The sequence below is a fragment of the Rahnella sikkimica genome, from assembly GCF_002951615.1.
GTDB classification, from domain to species: Bacteria; Pseudomonadota; Gammaproteobacteria; order Enterobacterales; family Enterobacteriaceae; genus Rahnella; species Rahnella sikkimica.
In genome coordinates, this window is record NZ_CP019062.1 from 2,365,764 (window position 1) to 2,383,702 (window position 17,939).

Genomic DNA, 17,939 nt, shown 5'->3' on the forward strand with positions numbered 1-17,939 from the left:
TATTCCCCTGATTTTACTGACGTCAGACTGCGCTGACCTGAATATCCTGCTCACCAAACGCTTCGCGCAGACGGCGCGCGAAGGTCAGTGCGTGCTCACCATCACCGTGAAGACAAACGGTGTCGGCCTGCACCGGAACCCGGACGCCTTCGCGGCTGAGTACTTTATGTTCCCGCACCATCGCCAGCGTTTGATCCAGCGCCAGTTCATCGCTCTCAATCATTGCATCCGGCTGGCTGCGCGGCACCAGCGTGCCGTTACTCTGATAACGCCGGTCGGCAAACACTTCCTGCCGCGTTTGCAGCCCGAGGCGTTCACCGGCGCGGATCAGTTCGCTTCCCGCCAGCCCGACTAAACGAAGGGTCGGATCAACGTCATACACCGCGCGGGCGATGGCATCCGCCAGCAGCGCGTCGGTCGCCGCCTGGTTGTACAACATGCCGTGCGGTTTCACATGCACCATTTTGCCGCCTTCGGCGCGGGTGATCGCAGCGAGTGCGCCAAGCTGATACACCACCTGCGCGTACACGGTTTCCGGCGCAAGCTGCATGGCCGTCCGGCCAAAGTTTTCGCGATCAGGAAAGCTCGGGTGCGCGCCAATCGCCACGCCGTACTTCAGCGCCCAGCGCACGGACTGCTGCATGGTCTGCGCGTCTCCGGCATGAAAACCGCAGGCGATATTTGCCGAACTGACGAGCTGCAAAAGCGCCTCGTCGTTGGCGCAGCCTTCGCCCAGATCCGCGTTCAGATCAACGATCATACAGCCCCCATTTCACCTGTTCGATAAAACGTGATTGCTCGTGCAGCGCTTTCTGCGCTTCTTCCGGCGTGCATTTCACAAAGTGAATCGGCTCGCCAAGGCGGATTTGCGCCAGATTATACAAATCGGCTTCGATCACACAGGCAATGCGCGGATAACCGCCGGTGGTCTGCGCATCGGCCATCAGCACAATCGGCTGGCCGCCGTGCGGAACCTGCACCACGCCTGGAAGCAGCCCGTGGGAAAACAGCTCTCGGTCGGTTTCGCGTTTGAGTACATGGCCGTGCAGACGATATCCCATGCGGTTACTTTGCGGGCTGAGCTGCCACGCAGCGCGCCAGAACTCTTCGCGGGATTGCACGCTGAACTCCTGATATTCCGGCCCCGGCAATGCGCGGATACGGTTACCGAATAACAACTGTTTAATCCCGCCGGATTTTTCAGGCGGATTGTACGATTCGCCGGTCGGCAGTTCGTCGCCGTCCTGCAACGGACGGCCATGAAATCCGCCGAATTTCGCTTTCAGATCGGTACTGCGCGAGCCCATCACTTCCGGTACATCAATTCCGCCGGACACCGCCAGATAACTGCGCATACCGCGCGTCGGCGTTTTAAGCGTAAGCACTTGCCCCGGTCTGACGGCATACCGCCAGCCGGTCCAGATTTCTTTGCCATCAAGCTGCGCATGGCAACCCGCGCCGGTCAGCGCAATCCAGCCTTCACGATGGAACTCACCGCTGAACTGCCCGAGCGTGATTTCCAGCCCGGCGGCGTTTTCATCATTACCGACCAGCAGATTGGCAATCCGCAGCGCCGGCGTATCCAGCGCGCCCGACTGGCTGACGCCCTGCTGGCGATAACCGCTGCGCCCCAGATCCTGAACGGTGGTAAACATGCCTGCGCGTAAAACCTTCAGCATACGCCCTCCTTTTGTGGCACAAAGCGGACGCTGTCGCCCGGGAGCAGCAGCGTCGGCTGTTCCCTCAGCGGGTCAAACATGGCAAGTGTCGTCAGGCCGATGAGCTGCCAGCCGCCCGGCGTGGACAACGGATAAATGCCGGTCTGGCTGCCGCCGATACCCACCGAACCGGCGGGCACAGACAGGCGAGGTTCGCCGCGACGAGGGGTTGCCAGTTTATCCGGCAATCCGCCCAGATACGGGAAGCCCGGCTGGAAACCGAGAAAATAAACGGTGTAATCAATGCCGGAATGCAATGCCACGACATCGCGCGCGGACATACCGGTATGGCGCGCCACGTTGTCGAGATCCGGCCCGTGTTCGCCGCCATAAATCACAGGGATTTCGATTAACCGTGATTCAGGCACGATGGCCTCGCTCTCTTCCCACCAGGTTTGCAGACGCTCAATCGCGTCCAGCGCAGAACTCTGAGCCGCGGTCAGGAGAACGGTTAAATTATTCATACCGGGAATGACTTCACGGACGCCGGGATACGCGGCGCGATCCTGTAAACGCCGTGCCAGCCCCCAGATCCGTTGCTGACTCGCCAGCGACACCGGCGGTTCCAGTTCCAGCACTACCGCGCGTTCACCCAGCAGATAACATCGTGCTCGTTGCACTCAGGCACTCCTTAAAGAAAGGTTGTGGATCATCAGGTTATTCAGCAACTCAATGAATCGAAACTTACTCACTGTTATGCGGGAAACCCACCGGACATGTCAACCTGTCCGCCCGCGCTTTACCGGCTTCAGGGTTTCCCCCGCCGCCTTCAACTGCTACTCTCAGAAATGTTGCTGTTTTTTTAGCGTTTGGATAACGCTTTCGTCACAAAAGAAAGGGAGACGTCGTGAAAAAGCCACTGGCCTTATTTTTTCCACTCTACACCACCACATTATTGATGCTGTTGGGTTCCGGCCTGCTCACCACTTACATTTCCCTGCGGCTTTCGGCGATTAACGTCAGCGGCACGATGATCGGTGCCATCATTGCGGCTAACTACATCGGGCTGGTGATTGGCGGCAAAGTCGGCCATATCCTCATCGCCCGCGTCGGACATATCCGCGCCTACGTTTCCTGCTCAGGGATTATCACCGCCGCCGTCCTCGGTCACGGCCTGACCGACATTATTCCGGTCTGGGTGGTGCTGCGCCTGATCATCGGTCTGTGCATGATGGTGCAATATATGGTGCTGGAAAGCTGGCTCAACGATCAGGCCGAAGCGAACCAGCGCGGCGTGGTTTTCGGCTTTTATATGGTGGCGTCGTATCTCGGGATGTCGCTCGGTCAGGTGGTTCTGATGCTCAACAGCGATTTGGGCGTCAGCACGCTGATTGTTATTGCGCTGTGTTTTGCGCTGTGTCTGGTGCCGATTGCGCTGACTACCCGCACCAACGTCAGCCATATGTCTCCGGCACCGATGGAGTTGAAATTCTTCATCCGCGCCATTCCCAAAGTGCTGGCCATCACGCTGGTCATCGGCATGGTGGTCGGGTCGTTCTACGGTATGGCACCGATTTACACCAGTCAGCAATCACTCACTACGCAGCAAACCGGTCTGTTTATGGCGCTGGCGATATTCGCCGGGCTGCTGGCGCAGTTCCCGCTGAGCTGGCTGTCTGACCGCTATAACCGCAATATGCTGATGCGCATTAACGCCATTTTGCTGGCGCTGACGGCGCTGCCGCTGGCGTTATTCAGCCATATCTCTTTCCCGCTGCTGCTCGGCATCGGCTTTATCGTCAGCCTGATGCAGTTCACGCTGTATCCGCTGGTGGTGGCGCTGGCGAATGACATGATTGAGCCGGAGCGCCGCGTATCGCTTTCCGCCTGTCTGCTGATGGCATTTGGCGTCGGTGCCTGTATCGGTCCGTTAGCCGTTGGCGCGCTGATACAACCGCTGGGCGGCAATATTTTGTATGCCTTCTTCGCGCTGTGTGGCGCAGGCATTGTGGCGTTAAGCCGCACGTCGAAAAAAGAAGAAGAAACGCAAATGGCGGTCGATGCGCCGGTTCCGCACATCGCCATGCCAGACAGTCTGAGCAGTTCCCCGCTTTCACCGGCGCTGAATCCGGCATTCGATGAACAAATGATTCAGGACACCATGCCCGCGCCGGAAAACGTGGTTGAACCGGTCACAGAAGAGACGGACGAAGATTTCGTGGAAGACGAAGAGGAAAGCAAATATCCACCGCAGGGCGCAGACCCTGAAGTGGATACCGGATTACAGCGGGCGTTTACGCTGCTGGAAGACAGCGTTACAGAAGATAGTATTGCCGGAGATACAGCCGAAAAGAAAAATTAAGCCGGATTATCGATGTCGATAAACATCACATCTAACCCGTGTTCATTTTGCAGCCATTCGCCCAGCGCTTTCACGCCATAACGTTCCGTGGCGTGATGGCCTGCGGCGAAGAAATGCAGCCCCATCTCGCGGGCAATGTGAATGGTTTGCTCAGAAACTTCACCGCTGATAAACGCATCCACGCCAAACTCTGCCGCTTTCTGAATGTAGCCCTGACCACCGCCTGAGCACCACGCCACACGACGTATTTCCGCCGGTGCATTTTGTGCGCTGTGCAGCACGCTGCGATCCAGAATTCTTTCGATGCGCTGACGGAATTCGTTGCCCGACAGTGGCGTTTCAAGCTCGCCATACGGCAACAGCAACGCGATTTCGCCCTGCACGGTAATGCCAAACAGTTTCGCCAGCTGCGCGTTATTGCCCAGCTCAGCGTGGCCGTCGAGCGGCAAGTGATAGGCGTACATATTGGTGTCAGTCGCCAGCAACGTTTTGAGACGGTTGCGTTTCATGCCGCGAATTTCGGTCGGCTCGTCTTTCCAGAAATAACCGTGGTGAACCAGAATCGCATCGGCTTCAACAGCGATGGCGGCATCCAGCAGATCCTGAGAAGCCGTCACACCGGTCACGATGCGCTGCACATTGCTGCGGCCTTCGACCTGCAAACCGTTCGGCGCATAATCTTTGTAGTTGCTGATATCCAGTTTCTGGTTAATCAGCTTTTCAAGCTGGAAATTGTTCATGGTGTTTCACTTATCTGTCATGGCGAATGCAGCAGATAATATACGACAACGCCAGTCCTGCTCAAAATCAATGACGGGAACTGCCGGATTGTTATTCTGGTTTCCTCACTTTTCAACGGACTGAAACGGACACCATACCCGTGCGCACATGTACCGCTCCATGCTCGAAGGCATCGCGTTTACCATGAAAAAATCATATGGATAAGATGGCGGACGAACTGGGTGTACCGTTCAAAAGGCTGATCATTTCCGGCGGGGGCGCAAATAATGATTTATTCATGCAAATCTTCGCCGACGTTTATCAGAAAATGAATACCCATTTAGATCCGCTGTTGCAGGCGCTGAGCCTGCTTGTGGATTAACGCGAAATATCTCAGAGGGAAACGGCCGTTTCCCTCTTATTTACACCCTTATTCCAGCGCCAGTCTGTCACCCTGCTGCATCCGGACAAACTTCACGCCCAGATTATTGCCTTTCTCTAGCTGCGCCATGATCTCTTTTTCGGGATCGGCACCGGCTTTCAGGCTTGGTTTGACGTGGCTGATAATCACCGTCAGCCCGTTCAGCGAACCTTCGCCTCCGGCGTATTGTTGCAACTGAGCGAGTTCTTTCAGCAACCAGTCGGGCGTCAGATGCCCGAAAAGTTTGCTGTCCGGCACGCCGTCGGGGTACGACGTTTCGATAATCATCCCTTTCAGGCGTTTGGCTTTGATCTCTTCGCCGAGCGCGCGCCAGCTGGCGTCGAGGTTTTTCGATCTCTCCACTTCGTCCGGACCGGTATCACCAAAGAACGCAAAAGACGCTTTGTTGCGGCTGACCAGAATCATGCTCGATGGCGTGCCGCCGTGGCTGAGCGGGAAGATGCGCCCGTCGAGGCCGGTCAGCCCCAGCGAGAAACGTTGGTCAGGGCGTTGCTGATTCAGGCGATACGTGCCGATACGCAGGCCGCTGCCGGTATCGGTGAAATTCGGCCAGACGCGGCCATTGAAGTAATGCTGACGCAATGTGCCGATAGTGTCGGCTGTGCCGTAAATCGGCTTTTTGGTGTCTTCCGGCGAGCTGATAATCAGTCCGGCCAGATGGTCGAGATGGCCGTGGCTGATAAAATAGCCGCCAATCAGGTTACGGAAAACCGCGCCCTGCGGTGTAAGCGGCGCGGCATTTTCTTCGGTCACCTCGGGGAAATTGCCTTTCTCCAGCGCCTGACGGATCCCCGGCAAAACTGATCCGGCATCCAGCCCGAGATAAAGTTTTTGGTCGTCGCTGCGCACCAGATACGACGTCAGATTGCCTTCTTCGACGCCGCCGTTCACCCCGAGGGCGATGACATCAAAGCCCGCCGCCGCCGGGTTTATCCAGCAGCCAATCATCAGCGCCAGCAGGTACTTTTTCATCACATCGCTCCTTGTCGTGGTGAGTGCAAGGTCATTCAGACCGGTTTTTTGCCGCCTCAAATGCCGCGAGCGTCTCTTTACGCGCACGGGCGTGGTCAATGACCGGCACCGGGTAGTCTAGCACGCGACGCTGTTTTTCAGCCCAGCTATGCGGTTGATGAATGTCTCGTTCCGGCACATCCGCCAGTTCCGGCACCCAGGCTTTGATGAAGCGTCCGGCTTTATCAAAACGTTCGCCCTGCGTGGTCGGGTTGAAGATGCGGAAATACGGCGCGGCGTCGGTGCCGGTGGATGCGCCCCACTGCCAGCCGCCGTTGTTGGCGGCCAGATCGCCGTCGAGCAGTTGCGACATGAAATAGCGTTCGCCTTCGCGCCAGTTGATCAGCAAATCTTTCACCAGAAAACTGGCGACGATCATCCGCAGGCGGTTGTGCATCCAGCCGGTGGAATTAAGCTGACGCATTGCGGCATCCACAATCGGATAACCGGTTTTACCGTCTTTCCAGGCCTGTAATTCGTCGGGCGCATGCCGCCAGCGCACGTTGTCGGTCCATTCAATGAAAGGCTGATGTTTGCAGAGTTTTGGCCAGGCGACGATGAGATGGCGGTAAAACTCGCGCCAGACCAGTTCGTTCAGCCAGCCAAATGCGCCGCCGTCGGTTTTTTCCAGCACGTCGGGGCATTCGGCACGCAAGCGGTTGAAGCACTGACGCGGCGAAAGCACGCCAATCGCCAGATACGGCGACAGCGAACTGGTGCCGTCGACAGCCGGTAAATCACGCTGCTCAAGATAATCCTGTACCTGCTCGCGGCAGAAACTGCGCAACTGATTGCGGGCAGCGTCCTCGCCGATGGCAAAATCATCCCCGATATCCGCCAGCGGATAATCAAACGGCATCAGTTTGTGCATCACCGTTTTTCCGGCGTTTTCACGTGCCGGCGGCGCGGGCAGCGAGCGGCTGTCCGACTCCGTCAGCCGTGTCAAAAATGCCCGGCGGAAGGGCGTGTAAACTTTGTACATCTCGTTGTTGCCGGTGGTGACAGACCCCGGAGGCAACAGCAGGCTGTCATCAAAGGAATGACACAGGACGTGCGGGCTGACCGTTTTCTCCAGCGCAGCATCGCGCTGACGTTCGTTGATTTCATACTGTTTGTTGTAAAACAGCGCATCGACCTTTTCGCTCTTACAGAAATCTTTCAGCCAGTTCACGCTGTCAGCGAAATCATTGCACTGATGGTAATGCAGTTCGATGCCGCGCTCCGTCAGGGAATGTTGCAATGCCTGAAGGTGCCGGTAGATAAACGTCGCCTGACGCGGCGCCATCTCGTGCTGTTTCCACTGCTCCGGCGTGGCAATAAAGACGGCAATCACACGCGCCCTGGGGTCTTCACAGGCAGCGTGCAAAGCACGGTTGTCGGTCATACGCAGGTCGTTGCGAAACCAGACTAGATGAGTGGTCATATTTCTCCCTTTAATGGCCGTAGCGTAAGCGCAGGGCTTCCGGATAAGGTTCGAAGTAACGTTGCTCAGCGAGATAAGCGTCCGGATATTCCGACATGTAATGCTTCAGTAAGGTGATCGGTGCCAGCAAGGGTTGCATTCCCTGACGGTAGCGGTCGATCAGACCTGCCAGTTCCTGGCGCTGCGTAGAATTAAGCTGTTTACGGAAATAACCCTGAACGTGCATCAGCACATTCGTGTGATTGCGGCGGGTGGCCTTGTGATTGAGCAGGTTCATCAGCCGCTGACGGTATTCAATGAAGTAATCTTCCAGCGACGCCCATTCGGCCATGGCGGCAACGAAACGCCCAAGCTCGCGGTACTCGGGTTGAGAATGCGCCAGTAAAGTCAGTTTGTAGCGGCTGTGAAACGCCATCAGTTTGCCGCGCGTCAGGCCGCTTTCGCGCAACTGGTTCAGCTCGTACAACGTGAATACGCGCTCAACAAAATTCTCACGCAGAATAGGATCGTTAAGCCGCCCGTCCTCTTCCACCGGCAGCCAGGGATGCTGTTTCATCAGCTCAGCGGTATAAATGCCGACACCGCTTTTCTTCGCGTCTTTGCCGTTGGCGCTGTAAACCCGCACGCGTTCCATGCCGCAGCTTGGGGATTTCGCGCAAACGATGTAGCCACAGAGTTGCGTCAGCGGCGCGACACGTTTTTCGGCGTAGCTCTGCATTTTGTCGGTGATATCAATGGTTTCATCATTACTGAAACGCATTGCCACCCCCTCGTCCATTCTCACCAGCCGCAGCGCAGGTCGCGGCGTTGGCAGGCCAATCGCCATTTCCGGGCAAATCGGTTCGAAACGAACGTAGGGTGCGAGTTGCTCCACCGCGAATGCAAAACGCTTGTGGCCGCCATCGAAGCGGACTTTGTCACCCAGCAGACATGCGCTGATGCCAATAGGAATTGTTTTCGTCATTGTCAGCTCCCGTCATTGAAGTAAGTAAAGGGAGTGCTATTGATTCATCACTCTCATGTATAACCTTAGCACAAGTTATACATAAAAATAATGTTGTACAGGTTTTCTGAAAAGGACAATAAAAAACCCCGTTTGAGAAACGGGGTTTTGAGCTCCTTCGCAGGGGAGGGAGATAAATTAGTAAAAGTCTTGTGTCGCCATTTCTGCGTGGCTCAGCCAGACCGGTTTGTCGCTGGTTTTCATCCACACACGGTGTAAATAGCTGTAAAAACGGGCGCGGTCTGAACGGAAAAGCATGACCGGCAAGGCCAGGACTCCGGCGGCCAGCACAAAAGCGCGGCGGGCCAGAATACGGGTCATGGTGTACGGCGTGTAGTCAGTCATGTCACTCATAGCGTTGCTCCTGTGCAATTTTTCGGAAACTGGAAGTTGTGAAAAATTTTACTGCAACTGGTGAAATTTTACTACTCATCTGACCACTTTAAAGTGTAAATTTTCGCCAATTTCTGGCTATCGCTGTAATTGAGTTACAGAATGGTTAAATAAAAACGCTTGTTAAGTTTCAAATTGGTTTTTTATTTGCGCATTTTTATACTTTTTTTACACCGCAATGCTGTTTCTTTTCAGGATCTTTTCCCGCCTTTTCTTATTCTGCTCCCAACATAAAAAACACACCTGTGGAGGTGGATTGTGACTGTTGGCGTAATCTGCGGCGCATTGCTGGTTCTCCTGCTGCTCGGCTATCTGGTTTATGCCCTGCTGAATGCGGAGGATTTTTAAATGGCCGCAACCGGATTCTTAATGATTGCCAGTTTTATGCTGGTGCTTTTGCTGCTGGCAAAACCACTGGGTAACTTTATTGCTCAACTGATTGAAGGACAGCCCGGCGCATTTTTACAGCGCATCGAATACGGCGTATTACGCACTTCCGGCAGCCGCGAGGCTGAGATGAACTGGTGGCAGTACGCGCTGGCAATCATGGTATTCAACATTCTGGGGATTATCGTCCTGACCGCCATGCTGATGGCGCAGGGCGTTTTACCGATGAACCCGCAGCATTTTGGCGGGATGTCTTGGGATCTGGCGTTTAACACCTCGGTCAGTTTCGTCACCAACACCAACTGGCAGGCGTACAGCGGCGAAAACACGCTGAGCTATCTCAGCCAGATGGTCGGCTTGACGGTGCAAAACTTCCTTTCTGCCGCCACGGGTATCGCCGTTGCTTTTGCGCTGATCCGCGCATTCGCACGCCCTTCCGCGCAGACCATCGGTAACGCCTGGACGGATTTGTGGCGCATCACGATCTATCTGCTGCTGCCGGTGTCTTTCCTGCTGGCACTGTTCTTCGTCAGCCAGGGCGTGATTCAAAACTTCGAAGCCTATCAGCACATCACCACGCTGGAAGGCTTGCAGCAAACGCTGCCAATGGGGCCGGTCGCGTCTCAGGAAGCCATCAAAATGCTGGGGACCAACGGCGGTGGTTTCTTCGGTGCGAACTCCGCGCATCCGTTTGAGAACCCGACGGCGCTGACCAACATGGTGCAGATGCTGGCGATTTTCATCATCCCGTGCGCGCTGTGTTTTGCCTTTGGTCGGGTGGTCGGTGACAACCGTCAGGGCAACGCGCTGGTCTGGGCGATGTCGGTGATTTTCGTGGTGTCGGTAGTGGTGGTGATGTACGCCGAACTGCAGGGTAACCCGCATTTCACCGCACTGGGTGCGACCAGCAACATCAATATGGAAGGGAAGGAAAGCCGCTTCGGCATTCTGGCCTCGGCGATGTACTCGGTGGTGACGACGGCGGCCTCCTGCGGCGCGGTCAACGCCATGCACGACTCCTTTACCGCGCTGGGCGGCCTGATCCCCATGTGGCTGATGCAAATCGGTGAAGTGGTGTTCGGTGGTGTCGGTTCCGGCCTGTACGGCATGTTGCTATTCGTGCTGCTGACGGTGTTTATCGCCGGGCTGATGATTGGCCGTACGCCGGAATATCTCGGCAAGAAAATCGACGTTTACGACATGAAGATGACGGCGCTGGCAATCCTGGTGACACCGACGCTGGTGCTGCTCGGTACCGCGCTGGCACTGGTTACCGACGCAGGTCGTGCGGGCATTCTCAACCCCGGTGCGCACGGTTTCAGTGAAGTGCTTTACGCCGTGTCTTCCGCCGCCAATAACAACGGCAGTGCGTTTGCCGGGCTGAGCGTCAACACGCCGTTCTACAACCTGTTGTTCGCGGTGTGCATGTTCTTCGGACGCTTTGGCGTGATCCTGCCGGTGCTGGCAATCGCCGGTTCGCTGGTGGCGAAAAAACGTCAGAAAGCCGGTAACGGCACACTGCCGACGTCCGGCCCGCTGTTTATCGGCCTGCTGGTCGGTACGGTGCTGTTAGTCGGTGCGCTGACTTTTATTCCGGCGCTGGCGCTGGGACCGGTCGCGGAACATTTGCAGGTTTGGTCAGCACAGTAATGCTGCGTAATTCGTTGAATTAATGAATATAGAGATTAATAAAATGAGCCGTAAACAACGTGCATTATTTGAACCTCAACTGATCCGCACCGCCCTGCTGGATTCGGTGAAAAAGCTGGATCCGCGCGTTCAGTGGCGCAACCCGGTGATGTTCGTGGTGTATCTGGGCAGTATTCTGACCACGATTATCTGGCTGGCGATTCTGTCGCACCACACCGACGGCAGCGCCGCGTTTACCGGCAGCGTGTCGCTGTGGCTGTGGTTCACCGTGCTGTTTGCCAACTTCGCCGAAGCACTGGCGGAAGGCCGCAGTAAAGCGCAGGCGCAGAGCCTGAAAGGCGTGCAGAAAACCAGCTGGGCGAAGAAGATTTACGAACCGCGCCCGGAATCACCGGTGATCAAAGTCGCGGCCGATACGCTGCGTAAAGGCGATTACGTCCTGATTGAAGCCGGTGACACCGTGCCGTGCGACGGCGAAGTGCTGATCGGCGGCGCGTCCGTGGATGAAAGCGCCATTACCGGTGAATCTGCACCGGTGATCCGCGAATCCGGCGGTGACTTTTCTTCTGTCACCGGCGGGACACGCGTGCTGTCCGACTGGCTGGTGGTGGAGTGTTCGGCGAACCCCGGCGATACATTCCTGGATCGCATGATTGCCATGGTGGAAGGCGCGAAACGTCGCAAGACGCCAAACGAAGTGGCGCTGACCATTTTGCTGGTCGCGCTGACGCTGGTCTTCGTGCTGGCAACCGCCACGCTGTATCCGTTCTCGCTGTTTAGCGTCGACGCCAGCCACGCGGGCATTCCGGTGACCGTTACGGTTCTGGTCGCCCTGCTGGTTTGTCTGATCCCGACCACCATCGGCGGTTTGCTGTCCGCCATCGGCGTCGCGGGGATGAGCCGCATGCTGGAAGCCAACGTTATTGCCACCAGTGGTCGTGCGGTGGAAGCCGCCGGTGACGTGGATGTGTTGCTGCTGGATAAAACCGGCACCATCACGCTGGGTAACCGCCAGGCATCGCAGTTTCTGCCCGCCCCTCAGGTGACGGAACAGGAACTGGCCGATGCCGCGCAGTTATCGTCGCTGGCCGATGAAACGCCGGAAGGCCGCAGTATCGTGGTGCTGGCGAAACAACGCTTTAATCTGCGCGAACGCGATATTCATTCGCTGAACGCCACTTTTGTCCCGTTCTCTGCGCAAACCCGCATGAGCGGCGTGAACGTCGGCGACCGGAACATCCGTAAAGGTGCGGTAGACGCCATCCGCCGTCATGTGGAATCCAACGGCGGTACGTTCCCGAAAGCGGTCGACGGACTGGTGGAAACCGTGGCACGCAAGGGCGGTACGCCGCTGGTGGTCGCGGAAGGTGCGAAAGTGCTGGGCGTGGTCGAGCTGAAAGATATCGTTAAAGGCGGCATCAAGGAACGTTTCGCCGAGCTGCGCAAGATGGGCATCAAAACGGTGATGATCACCGGGGATAACCGTCTGACTGCCGCCGCGATTGCCGCCGAAGCGGGCGTGGATGATTTTCTGGCCGAAGCCACACCGGAAGCCAAACTGGCGCTGATCCGCCAGTATCAGTCGGAAGGCCGTCTGGTCGCGATGACCGGCGACGGCACCAACGATGCCCCGGCGCTGGCGCAGGCTGACGTGGCGGTCGCCATGAACTCCGGTACGCAAGCGGCGAAAGAAGCCGGGAACATGGTGGATCTGGATTCCAACCCGACCAAGCTGATTGAAGTGGTTCACATCGGTAAACAAATGCTGATGACGCGCGGTTCGCTGACCACGTTCAGTATCGCCAACGACGTCGCAAAATACTTTGCGATTATCCCGGCGGCCTTTGCGGCAACGTATCCGCAGCTTAACGCGCTGAACGTGATGCACCTGACGTCACCGTCGTCGGCCATTATGTCTGCGGTTATTTTCAACGCCCTGGTGATTGTGTTCCTGATCCCGCTGGCGCTGAAAGGCGTGAGTTATAAAGCCATGAGCGCCGCGTCGCTGTTGCGCCGTAACCTGTGGATTTATGGCGTGGGTGGCCTGCTGGTGCCATTTGTCGGTATCAAGCTGATTGATATGATTTTAACCGTTTTACACCTGAGCTGAAGTTTACGTTAACTGTCTGAGGAAACTATGATGTCTGTAACCCGTACTGCTTATGTCCGCCCTGCTCTGGTGATGACCGTTTTGCTGACGCTGGCCACCGGTGTGGCCTATCCGCTGCTGACGACCGGCGTTTCTGAGCTGGTATTTCGTCCGCAGGCGATGGGCTCGCTCATCCAGGACGGCAGCAATAAACTCGTGGGTTCCGCGCTTATCGGCCAGAATTTTACGCGTAACGATTACTTCTGGGGGCGCCCGTCGGTGACGTCGGATTCGCCGTATAACGCGATGTCTTCCGGCGGCAGCAATCTGGCCGCCAGTAATCCGGCGCTGGATCAGGCGGTCAAAGACCGCGTGGCCGCGCTGCGTAAAGCCAACCCGCAAAGCCCTGCGGCGGTGCCGGTCGATCTGGTGACCGCCAGCGGCAGCGGGCTGGATCCGCAGATTTCCGTGGAAGCCGCGCAATGGCAGGCACCGCGAATTGCCGCCGCGCGCGGTCTGCCACTGGCGCAAGTGAATAAATTAATTGATGATAATACCTCATCCCCGCTGATTGGTTTTCTGGGGCCCAACGTCGTGAACGTGCTCGGCCTTAACCGGGCGCTGGATGAGTTGAAAGCAGAATAATAAGGATGATATGAAGGAAGAGAACAGGCCGGATCCCGACAGCTTACTGGCACTCGCCAATGAGAAGCCGCGCGGGCAACTGAAAGTCTTTTTCGGCGCCTGTGCGGGCGTCGGGAAAACCTACGCCATGTTGCAGGAAGCACAGCGTCTGCGCGCCACCGGCCTCGACGTGCTGGTGGGCGTGGTGGAAACCCACGGGCGGCAGGAAACGCAAATGCTGCTGCCCGGCCTGTCACAACTCCCGCCGAAACGCATTCACCACCGCGGCCGTCAGGTTTATGAATTTGACCTCGACGCCGCGCTGGCCCGCCGCCCTGCCCTGATCCTGATGGACGAACTGGCGCACAGCAACGCCGCCGGTTCGCGCCATCCGAAACGCTGGCAGGACGTCGAAGAACTTCTCGATGCCGGTATCGACGTATTTACCACGGTGAACGTTCAGCATCTGGAAAGCCTGAACGACGTGGTCAGCGGCGTGACCGGCATTATTATTCGTGAAACCGTCCCCGACCGTTTATTTGATGACGCCAGCGAAGTGGTGCTGGTGGATTTGCCTCCCGACTCCCTGCGTCAGCGCCTGAAAGAAGGCAAAGTTTATATTCCCGGTCAGGCCGAACGCGCCATCGAGCACTTCTTCCGTAAAGGCAATCTGATCGCCCTGCGCGAACTTTCCCTGCGCCGCACCGCCGACCGCGTCGACGATCAGATGCGGGAATACCGCGACGATCAGGGCGTCAGCCGCGTCTGGCATACCCGCGATGCGCTGCTGTTATGCATCGGTCACGGCGGGGGCAACGAGAAATTAGTCCGCGTCGCCTCGCGAATGGCGGCACGTCTGGGCTGCGTGTGGCACGCGGTGTATGTCGAAACCCCGCGCCTGCACCGTTTGCCGGAAAGCCAGCGTCGCGCAATTTTGCATTCTCTTAAACTGGCGCAGGAACTCGGCGCTGAAACCGCCACACTTTCCGATCCGCAGGAAGAACAGGCCATTCTGCGTTACGCCCGCGAGCACCGTCTGGGCAAGATCATGATTGGGCGTCGCCGTGAAAAGCGCCGCCGGTTCAGCGCCAGTTTTGCCGATAAGCTGGCTGAGATCGGCCCGGATCTGGATCTGATTGTCGTCGGTCTGGAAGATACCCCCGTCAGTTCCGCCCGAAAAGAGCAGGATCCCCGGACTTTCGTTGACCGTTTCAACCGCCAGATACGCGGATGTGCGCTGGCCGTCGCGCTGTGCGCCATCATCACGGTGCTTTCACAATGGCTGGTGCCCGCGTTTGATCAGGCCAACCTGGTGATGGTGTATCTGCTCGGCGTGGTGATCGTGGCGCTGTTTTATGGCCGCTGGCCGTCGGTGCTGGCGGCGGTGATCAACGTCGTCAGTTTTGATCTGTTTTTCGTCCAGCCGCGCGGATCGCTGGCGGTCACGGACGCGCAATATCTGGTGACGTTCGGTGTGATGCTGATCGTCGGGATTCTGATCGGGAATCTCACCGCCGGTGTGCGCTATCAGGCACGCATTGCACGTCATCGTGAAAAGCGCGCGCAGCATCTTTATGAGATGTCCAAAGGGCTGAGCCAGTCGCTGACGCCGGAAGCCGTGGCGCAAACCAGCCGCCACTTTATTTCCTCCAGCCTGAATGCCAAAACCGCTATTTTGCTGCCCGATGAACACGGTGAACTGGTGCAACCCGCCGGTGAAATCACGTCAATTGTGGTGGACGACGCCATCGCCCGCTGGAGTTTCGATAAAAAACTGCCCGCCGGTGCCGGGACCGATACGTTGCCCGGCGTGCCGTATCAGCTTCTGCCGCTGGTGGCCTCGGGCGAATCGCGCGGGCTGCTGGCGGTTGAGCCACCGAATATCCGTCAGCTTCTGGTGCCTGAACAACAGCGGCTTTTGCAGACGTTTACGGTGCTTGTCGCCAACGCCCTCGAGCGCCTGCATCTGGCGGCCAGCGCGGAATCGTCACGTCTGGAAACCGAGCGTGAGCAACTGCGCAACTCGCTGCTGTCCGCGCTTTCCCACGATTTGCGTACCCCGCTCACCGTGCTGTTAGGGCAGGCGGAAATCCTGACGCTGGATCTGGCGTCTGAAGGTTCGAAACATGCGCCACAGGCCAGCCAGATCCGCCAGCAGGTCCTGAGCACCACGCGGCTGGTGAACAATTTGCTGGATATGGCGCGCATTCAGTCCGGCGGATTCAATCTGCGCAAAGAGTGGCAGTCGGTGGAAGAAATCACCGGCAGCGCCCTGCGGATGCTGGAACCTGTACTGGCCTACGATACGATTAAAATCGATTTGCCCGCCGAAATGGTGCTGGTCAGTTGCGACGCAAGCCTGATCGAACGGGTGCTGATCAATCTGCTGGAAAATGCCCATAAATATGCCGGTGTCGGCGCCACTATCGGCATTAAAGCCTTGCCGCTTGGCGACTGGCTGGAAATCGAAGTCTGGGATAACGGGCCGGGAATTCCGGAAGGCGCGGAACATGCGATTTTCGAGAAATTCGCGCGTGGCAATAAAGAATCCGCAATTCCGGGCGTGGGTTTGGGATTAGCGATTTGTCGTGCCATTATTGAAGTACACGACGGACGGATTTGGGCTGAAAATGGCCCGGACGGCGGCGCGCGTTTCCGCTTCAGGCTTCCGCTGGACGCACCGCCTGAGATGGAAACGGATATGGACACTGACATCGACGAGGCAACGTGAGCGCATCCCCGGTAAATATTTTAATTGTGGAAGACGAGAAAGAAATCCGCCGCTTTGTGCGCACCGCGCTTGAGGCGGAAGGTTTGCGGGTATTTGAAAGTGAAACGCTGCAACGCGGGCTGATTGAGGCCGGCACCCGGAAACCGGATCTGATTATTCTGGATCTCGGTTTGCCTGACGGCGACGGCCTGACGTACATCCGGGATTTACGCCACTGGAGCGCCATCCCGATTATTGTGTTGTCGGCCCGCACCCGCGAGGAAGATAAGATTGCGGCGCTGGATGCCGGTGCCGATGATTTTCTCACCAAGCCGTTTGGCGTCGGTGAACTGCTGGCGCGCGTCCGTGTGGCGCTGCGTCGTCATGCGGGCAACTCACAGGAAAGCCCGCTGATTACTTTTGCCGACGTTACGGTGGATTTGATCAACCGCCGCGTACAGCGCAATGGCGAAGATTGTCATCTGACGCCTATTGAGTTTCGCCTGCTGGCTGAGTTGCTGGCAAACAGCGGCAAAGTCATTACTCAGCGTCAGTTACTGAGCCACGTCTGGGGCCCGAATTACGTCGAACACAGCCATTATCTGCGCATCTACATGGGGCATTTACGCCAGAAACTGGAGGCCGATGCCACCCGTCCACGTCATCTGCTGACGGAAACCGGTGTGGGTTATCGCTTTATGCCTTAGGGAATTCCGGGGCTTCGGTATCAGGCTTTTCGTCTGCAAAGGCAGCTTCAATATCTCCGGCGGCCTGCTGCAAAATCGCGTTCACCCGCACGACCTGCTCCGGCGTAATATCCGCACGCATCATGTTTCCGCGCAGGGCGTGTTTCAGGCGCTGCATGGTTTCATGGATCCCTTCAGCCAGATTATTGCCACGCGGGCGGGAAGCACCGGCCAGACGGGCGAAAATCACATCGACAGCGGCCTGATGTTGCGCCAGTTCAATTTTACCGGCGTCGGTAATCTGATAGCTTTTGCGGCCATTACCGGTCGCGACCGCTTCCAGGAAATCCTGTTCTTCGAGCAGTGTCAGCGTCGGGTAAATCACGCCAGGGCTGGGTACGTACAGGCCGGAAGAGGCTTCTTCAATCGCTTTGATCAGCTCATAGCCGTGGCTCGGTTTTTTAGCGACCAGCGCCAGCAGCACGCGGCGTAAATCACCGTGTTCGAACAGACGATGCACACCGCGATCTCCGCGACGGCCTTCACCGCGCCCGCGACCTTCCCCTCTTTCACCGCGACGCCCTTCACCGCGTTCTTCACCACGATGACGACCATCCCGGCGCAGCGCGTGACGCTCGCTGTGATCGCCGTTCTGACCGTCAAAAGATGACTCTTGGCGGCAATGACCGCGACGCCCTTCTTCTTTGCTACCGTGACCGCGATGGCGGCCTTCAAACATTTTGCTAAACATCGTTGATGTCCTATTTAGATATATCGAATA

The 17,939-nt window shown here is 57.1% G+C and carries 17 protein-coding genes; 8 read left to right on the forward strand and 9 right to left on the reverse strand.

The genetic code is table 11. The features are described 5' to 3' along the window. Positions 1-22: 22 nt before the first annotated feature. Genes pxpA through pxpB form a run of 3 tightly spaced genes read right to left on the reverse strand, consistent with a single transcriptional unit; the run spans position 23 to position 2,338 of the window. Positions 23-760, reverse strand: coding sequence for a 5-oxoprolinase subunit PxpA (gene pxpA, locus BV494_RS10915; RefSeq protein ID WP_104922901.1), 738 nt, complete (start codon positions 758-760; stop codon positions 23-25). Then, a complete protein-coding gene (gene pxpC, locus BV494_RS10920) occupies positions 750-1,679 on the reverse strand; it encodes a 5-oxoprolinase subunit PxpC (protein ID WP_104922902.1) in 930 nt (309 codons plus the stop codon). The genes pxpA and pxpC overlap by 11 nt, the downstream gene beginning before the upstream one ends. Next, the gene (gene pxpB / locus BV494_RS10925) at positions 1,673-2,338 is read right to left on the reverse strand and encodes a 5-oxoprolinase subunit PxpB (RefSeq protein WP_104922903.1); all 666 of its coding nucleotides are present in this window, start codon (positions 2,336-2,338) and stop codon (positions 1,673-1,675) included. Before pxpB ends, pxpC begins: the two co-directional genes overlap by 7 nt. Before the next feature lie 227 nt (positions 2,339-2,565). On the opposite strand from pxpB, the gene BV494_RS10930 reads away from it, so the two are divergent. Further along, entirely contained in the window at positions 2,566-4,020 is a 1,455-nt protein-coding gene (locus tag BV494_RS10930) for an MFS transporter (RefSeq protein WP_104922904.1), read from the forward strand. Here BV494_RS10930 and BV494_RS10935 read toward each other — a convergent pair. Beyond that, positions 4,017-4,760: a type 2 GTP cyclohydrolase I gene (locus BV494_RS10935; protein WP_104922905.1), complete on the reverse strand. Its 744-nt coding sequence runs from the start codon at positions 4,758-4,760 to the stop codon at positions 4,017-4,019. The genes BV494_RS10930 and BV494_RS10935 overlap by 4 nt on opposite strands. Before the next feature lie 197 nt (positions 4,761-4,957). Here BV494_RS10935 and BV494_RS10940 point away from each other — a divergent pair, with 197 nt between their 5' ends. Next, entirely contained in the window at positions 4,958-5,122 is a 165-nt protein-coding gene (locus BV494_RS10940) for an FGGY-family carbohydrate kinase (protein WP_255414925.1), read from the forward strand. A 48-nt stretch (positions 5,123-5,170) separates the two neighbouring features. Here BV494_RS10940 and BV494_RS10945 read toward each other — a convergent pair whose 3' ends face one another. From BV494_RS10945 to BV494_RS10960, 4 genes are all read right to left on the reverse strand, one after another. Then, positions 5,171-6,154, reverse strand: a complete 984-nt coding sequence (locus tag BV494_RS10945; RefSeq protein WP_104922906.1) for an MBL fold metallo-hydrolase — start codon at positions 6,152-6,154, stop codon at positions 5,171-5,173. 31 nt (positions 6,155-6,185) lie between these two features. Then, positions 6,186-7,616: a deoxyribodipyrimidine photo-lyase gene (phrB, locus tag BV494_RS10950; RefSeq protein ID WP_104922907.1), complete on the reverse strand. Its 1,431-nt coding sequence runs from the start codon at positions 7,614-7,616 to the stop codon at positions 6,186-6,188. A 10-nt stretch (positions 7,617-7,626) separates the two neighbouring features. Further along, a complete protein-coding gene (locus BV494_RS10955) occupies positions 7,627-8,580 on the reverse strand; it encodes a YbgA family protein (RefSeq protein WP_104922908.1) in 954 nt (317 codons plus the stop codon). Positions 8,581-8,757: 177 nt separating this feature from the next. After that, a complete protein-coding gene (locus BV494_RS10960) occupies positions 8,758-8,964 on the reverse strand; it encodes a YbfA family protein (protein WP_104924772.1) in 207 nt (68 codons plus the stop codon). 306 nt (positions 8,965-9,270) lie between these two features. Here BV494_RS10960 and BV494_RS10965 point away from each other — a divergent pair, with 306 nt between their 5' ends. From BV494_RS10965 to kdpE, 6 genes are read left to right on the forward strand one after another with little or no spacing between them, the layout of a single operon-like run. Then, positions 9,271-9,360, forward strand: coding sequence for a K(+)-transporting ATPase subunit F (locus BV494_RS10965; RefSeq protein ID WP_101075733.1), 90 nt, complete (start codon positions 9,271-9,273; stop codon positions 9,358-9,360). Next, complete coding sequence (gene kdpA, locus BV494_RS10970) at positions 9,361-11,049, forward strand: potassium-transporting ATPase subunit KdpA (protein ID WP_104922909.1); 1,689 nt, start codon at positions 9,361-9,363, stop codon at positions 11,047-11,049. It begins immediately after the preceding gene. Positions 11,050-11,092: 43 nt separating this feature from the next. Continuing rightward, on the forward strand, positions 11,093-13,159 hold the full coding sequence (gene kdpB, locus BV494_RS10975; RefSeq protein ID WP_104922910.1) for a potassium-transporting ATPase subunit KdpB: 2,067 nt from the start codon (positions 11,093-11,095) through the stop codon (positions 13,157-13,159). Between the two features lie 30 nt (positions 13,160-13,189). Beyond that, entirely contained in the window at positions 13,190-13,783 is a 594-nt protein-coding gene (kdpC, locus tag BV494_RS10980) for a potassium-transporting ATPase subunit KdpC (RefSeq protein ID WP_104922911.1), read from the forward strand. Positions 13,784-13,793: 10 nt separating this feature from the next. Continuing rightward, positions 13,794-16,493, forward strand: a complete 2,700-nt coding sequence (gene kdpD / locus BV494_RS10985; protein WP_104922912.1) for a two-component system sensor histidine kinase KdpD — start codon at positions 13,794-13,796, stop codon at positions 16,491-16,493. Continuing rightward, a complete protein-coding gene (gene kdpE / locus BV494_RS10990; protein ID WP_104922913.1) occupies positions 16,490-17,179 on the forward strand; it encodes a two-component system response regulator KdpE in 690 nt (229 codons plus the stop codon). The genes kdpD and kdpE overlap by 4 nt, the downstream gene beginning before the upstream one ends. Here the strand turns inward: kdpE and BV494_RS10995 are convergent. Next, the gene (locus BV494_RS10995; protein ID WP_104922914.1) at positions 17,169-17,909 is read right to left on the reverse strand and encodes a PadR family transcriptional regulator; all 741 of its coding nucleotides are present in this window, start codon (positions 17,907-17,909) and stop codon (positions 17,169-17,171) included. The genes kdpE and BV494_RS10995 overlap by 11 nt on opposite strands. Positions 17,910-17,939: the final 30 nt, after the last annotated feature.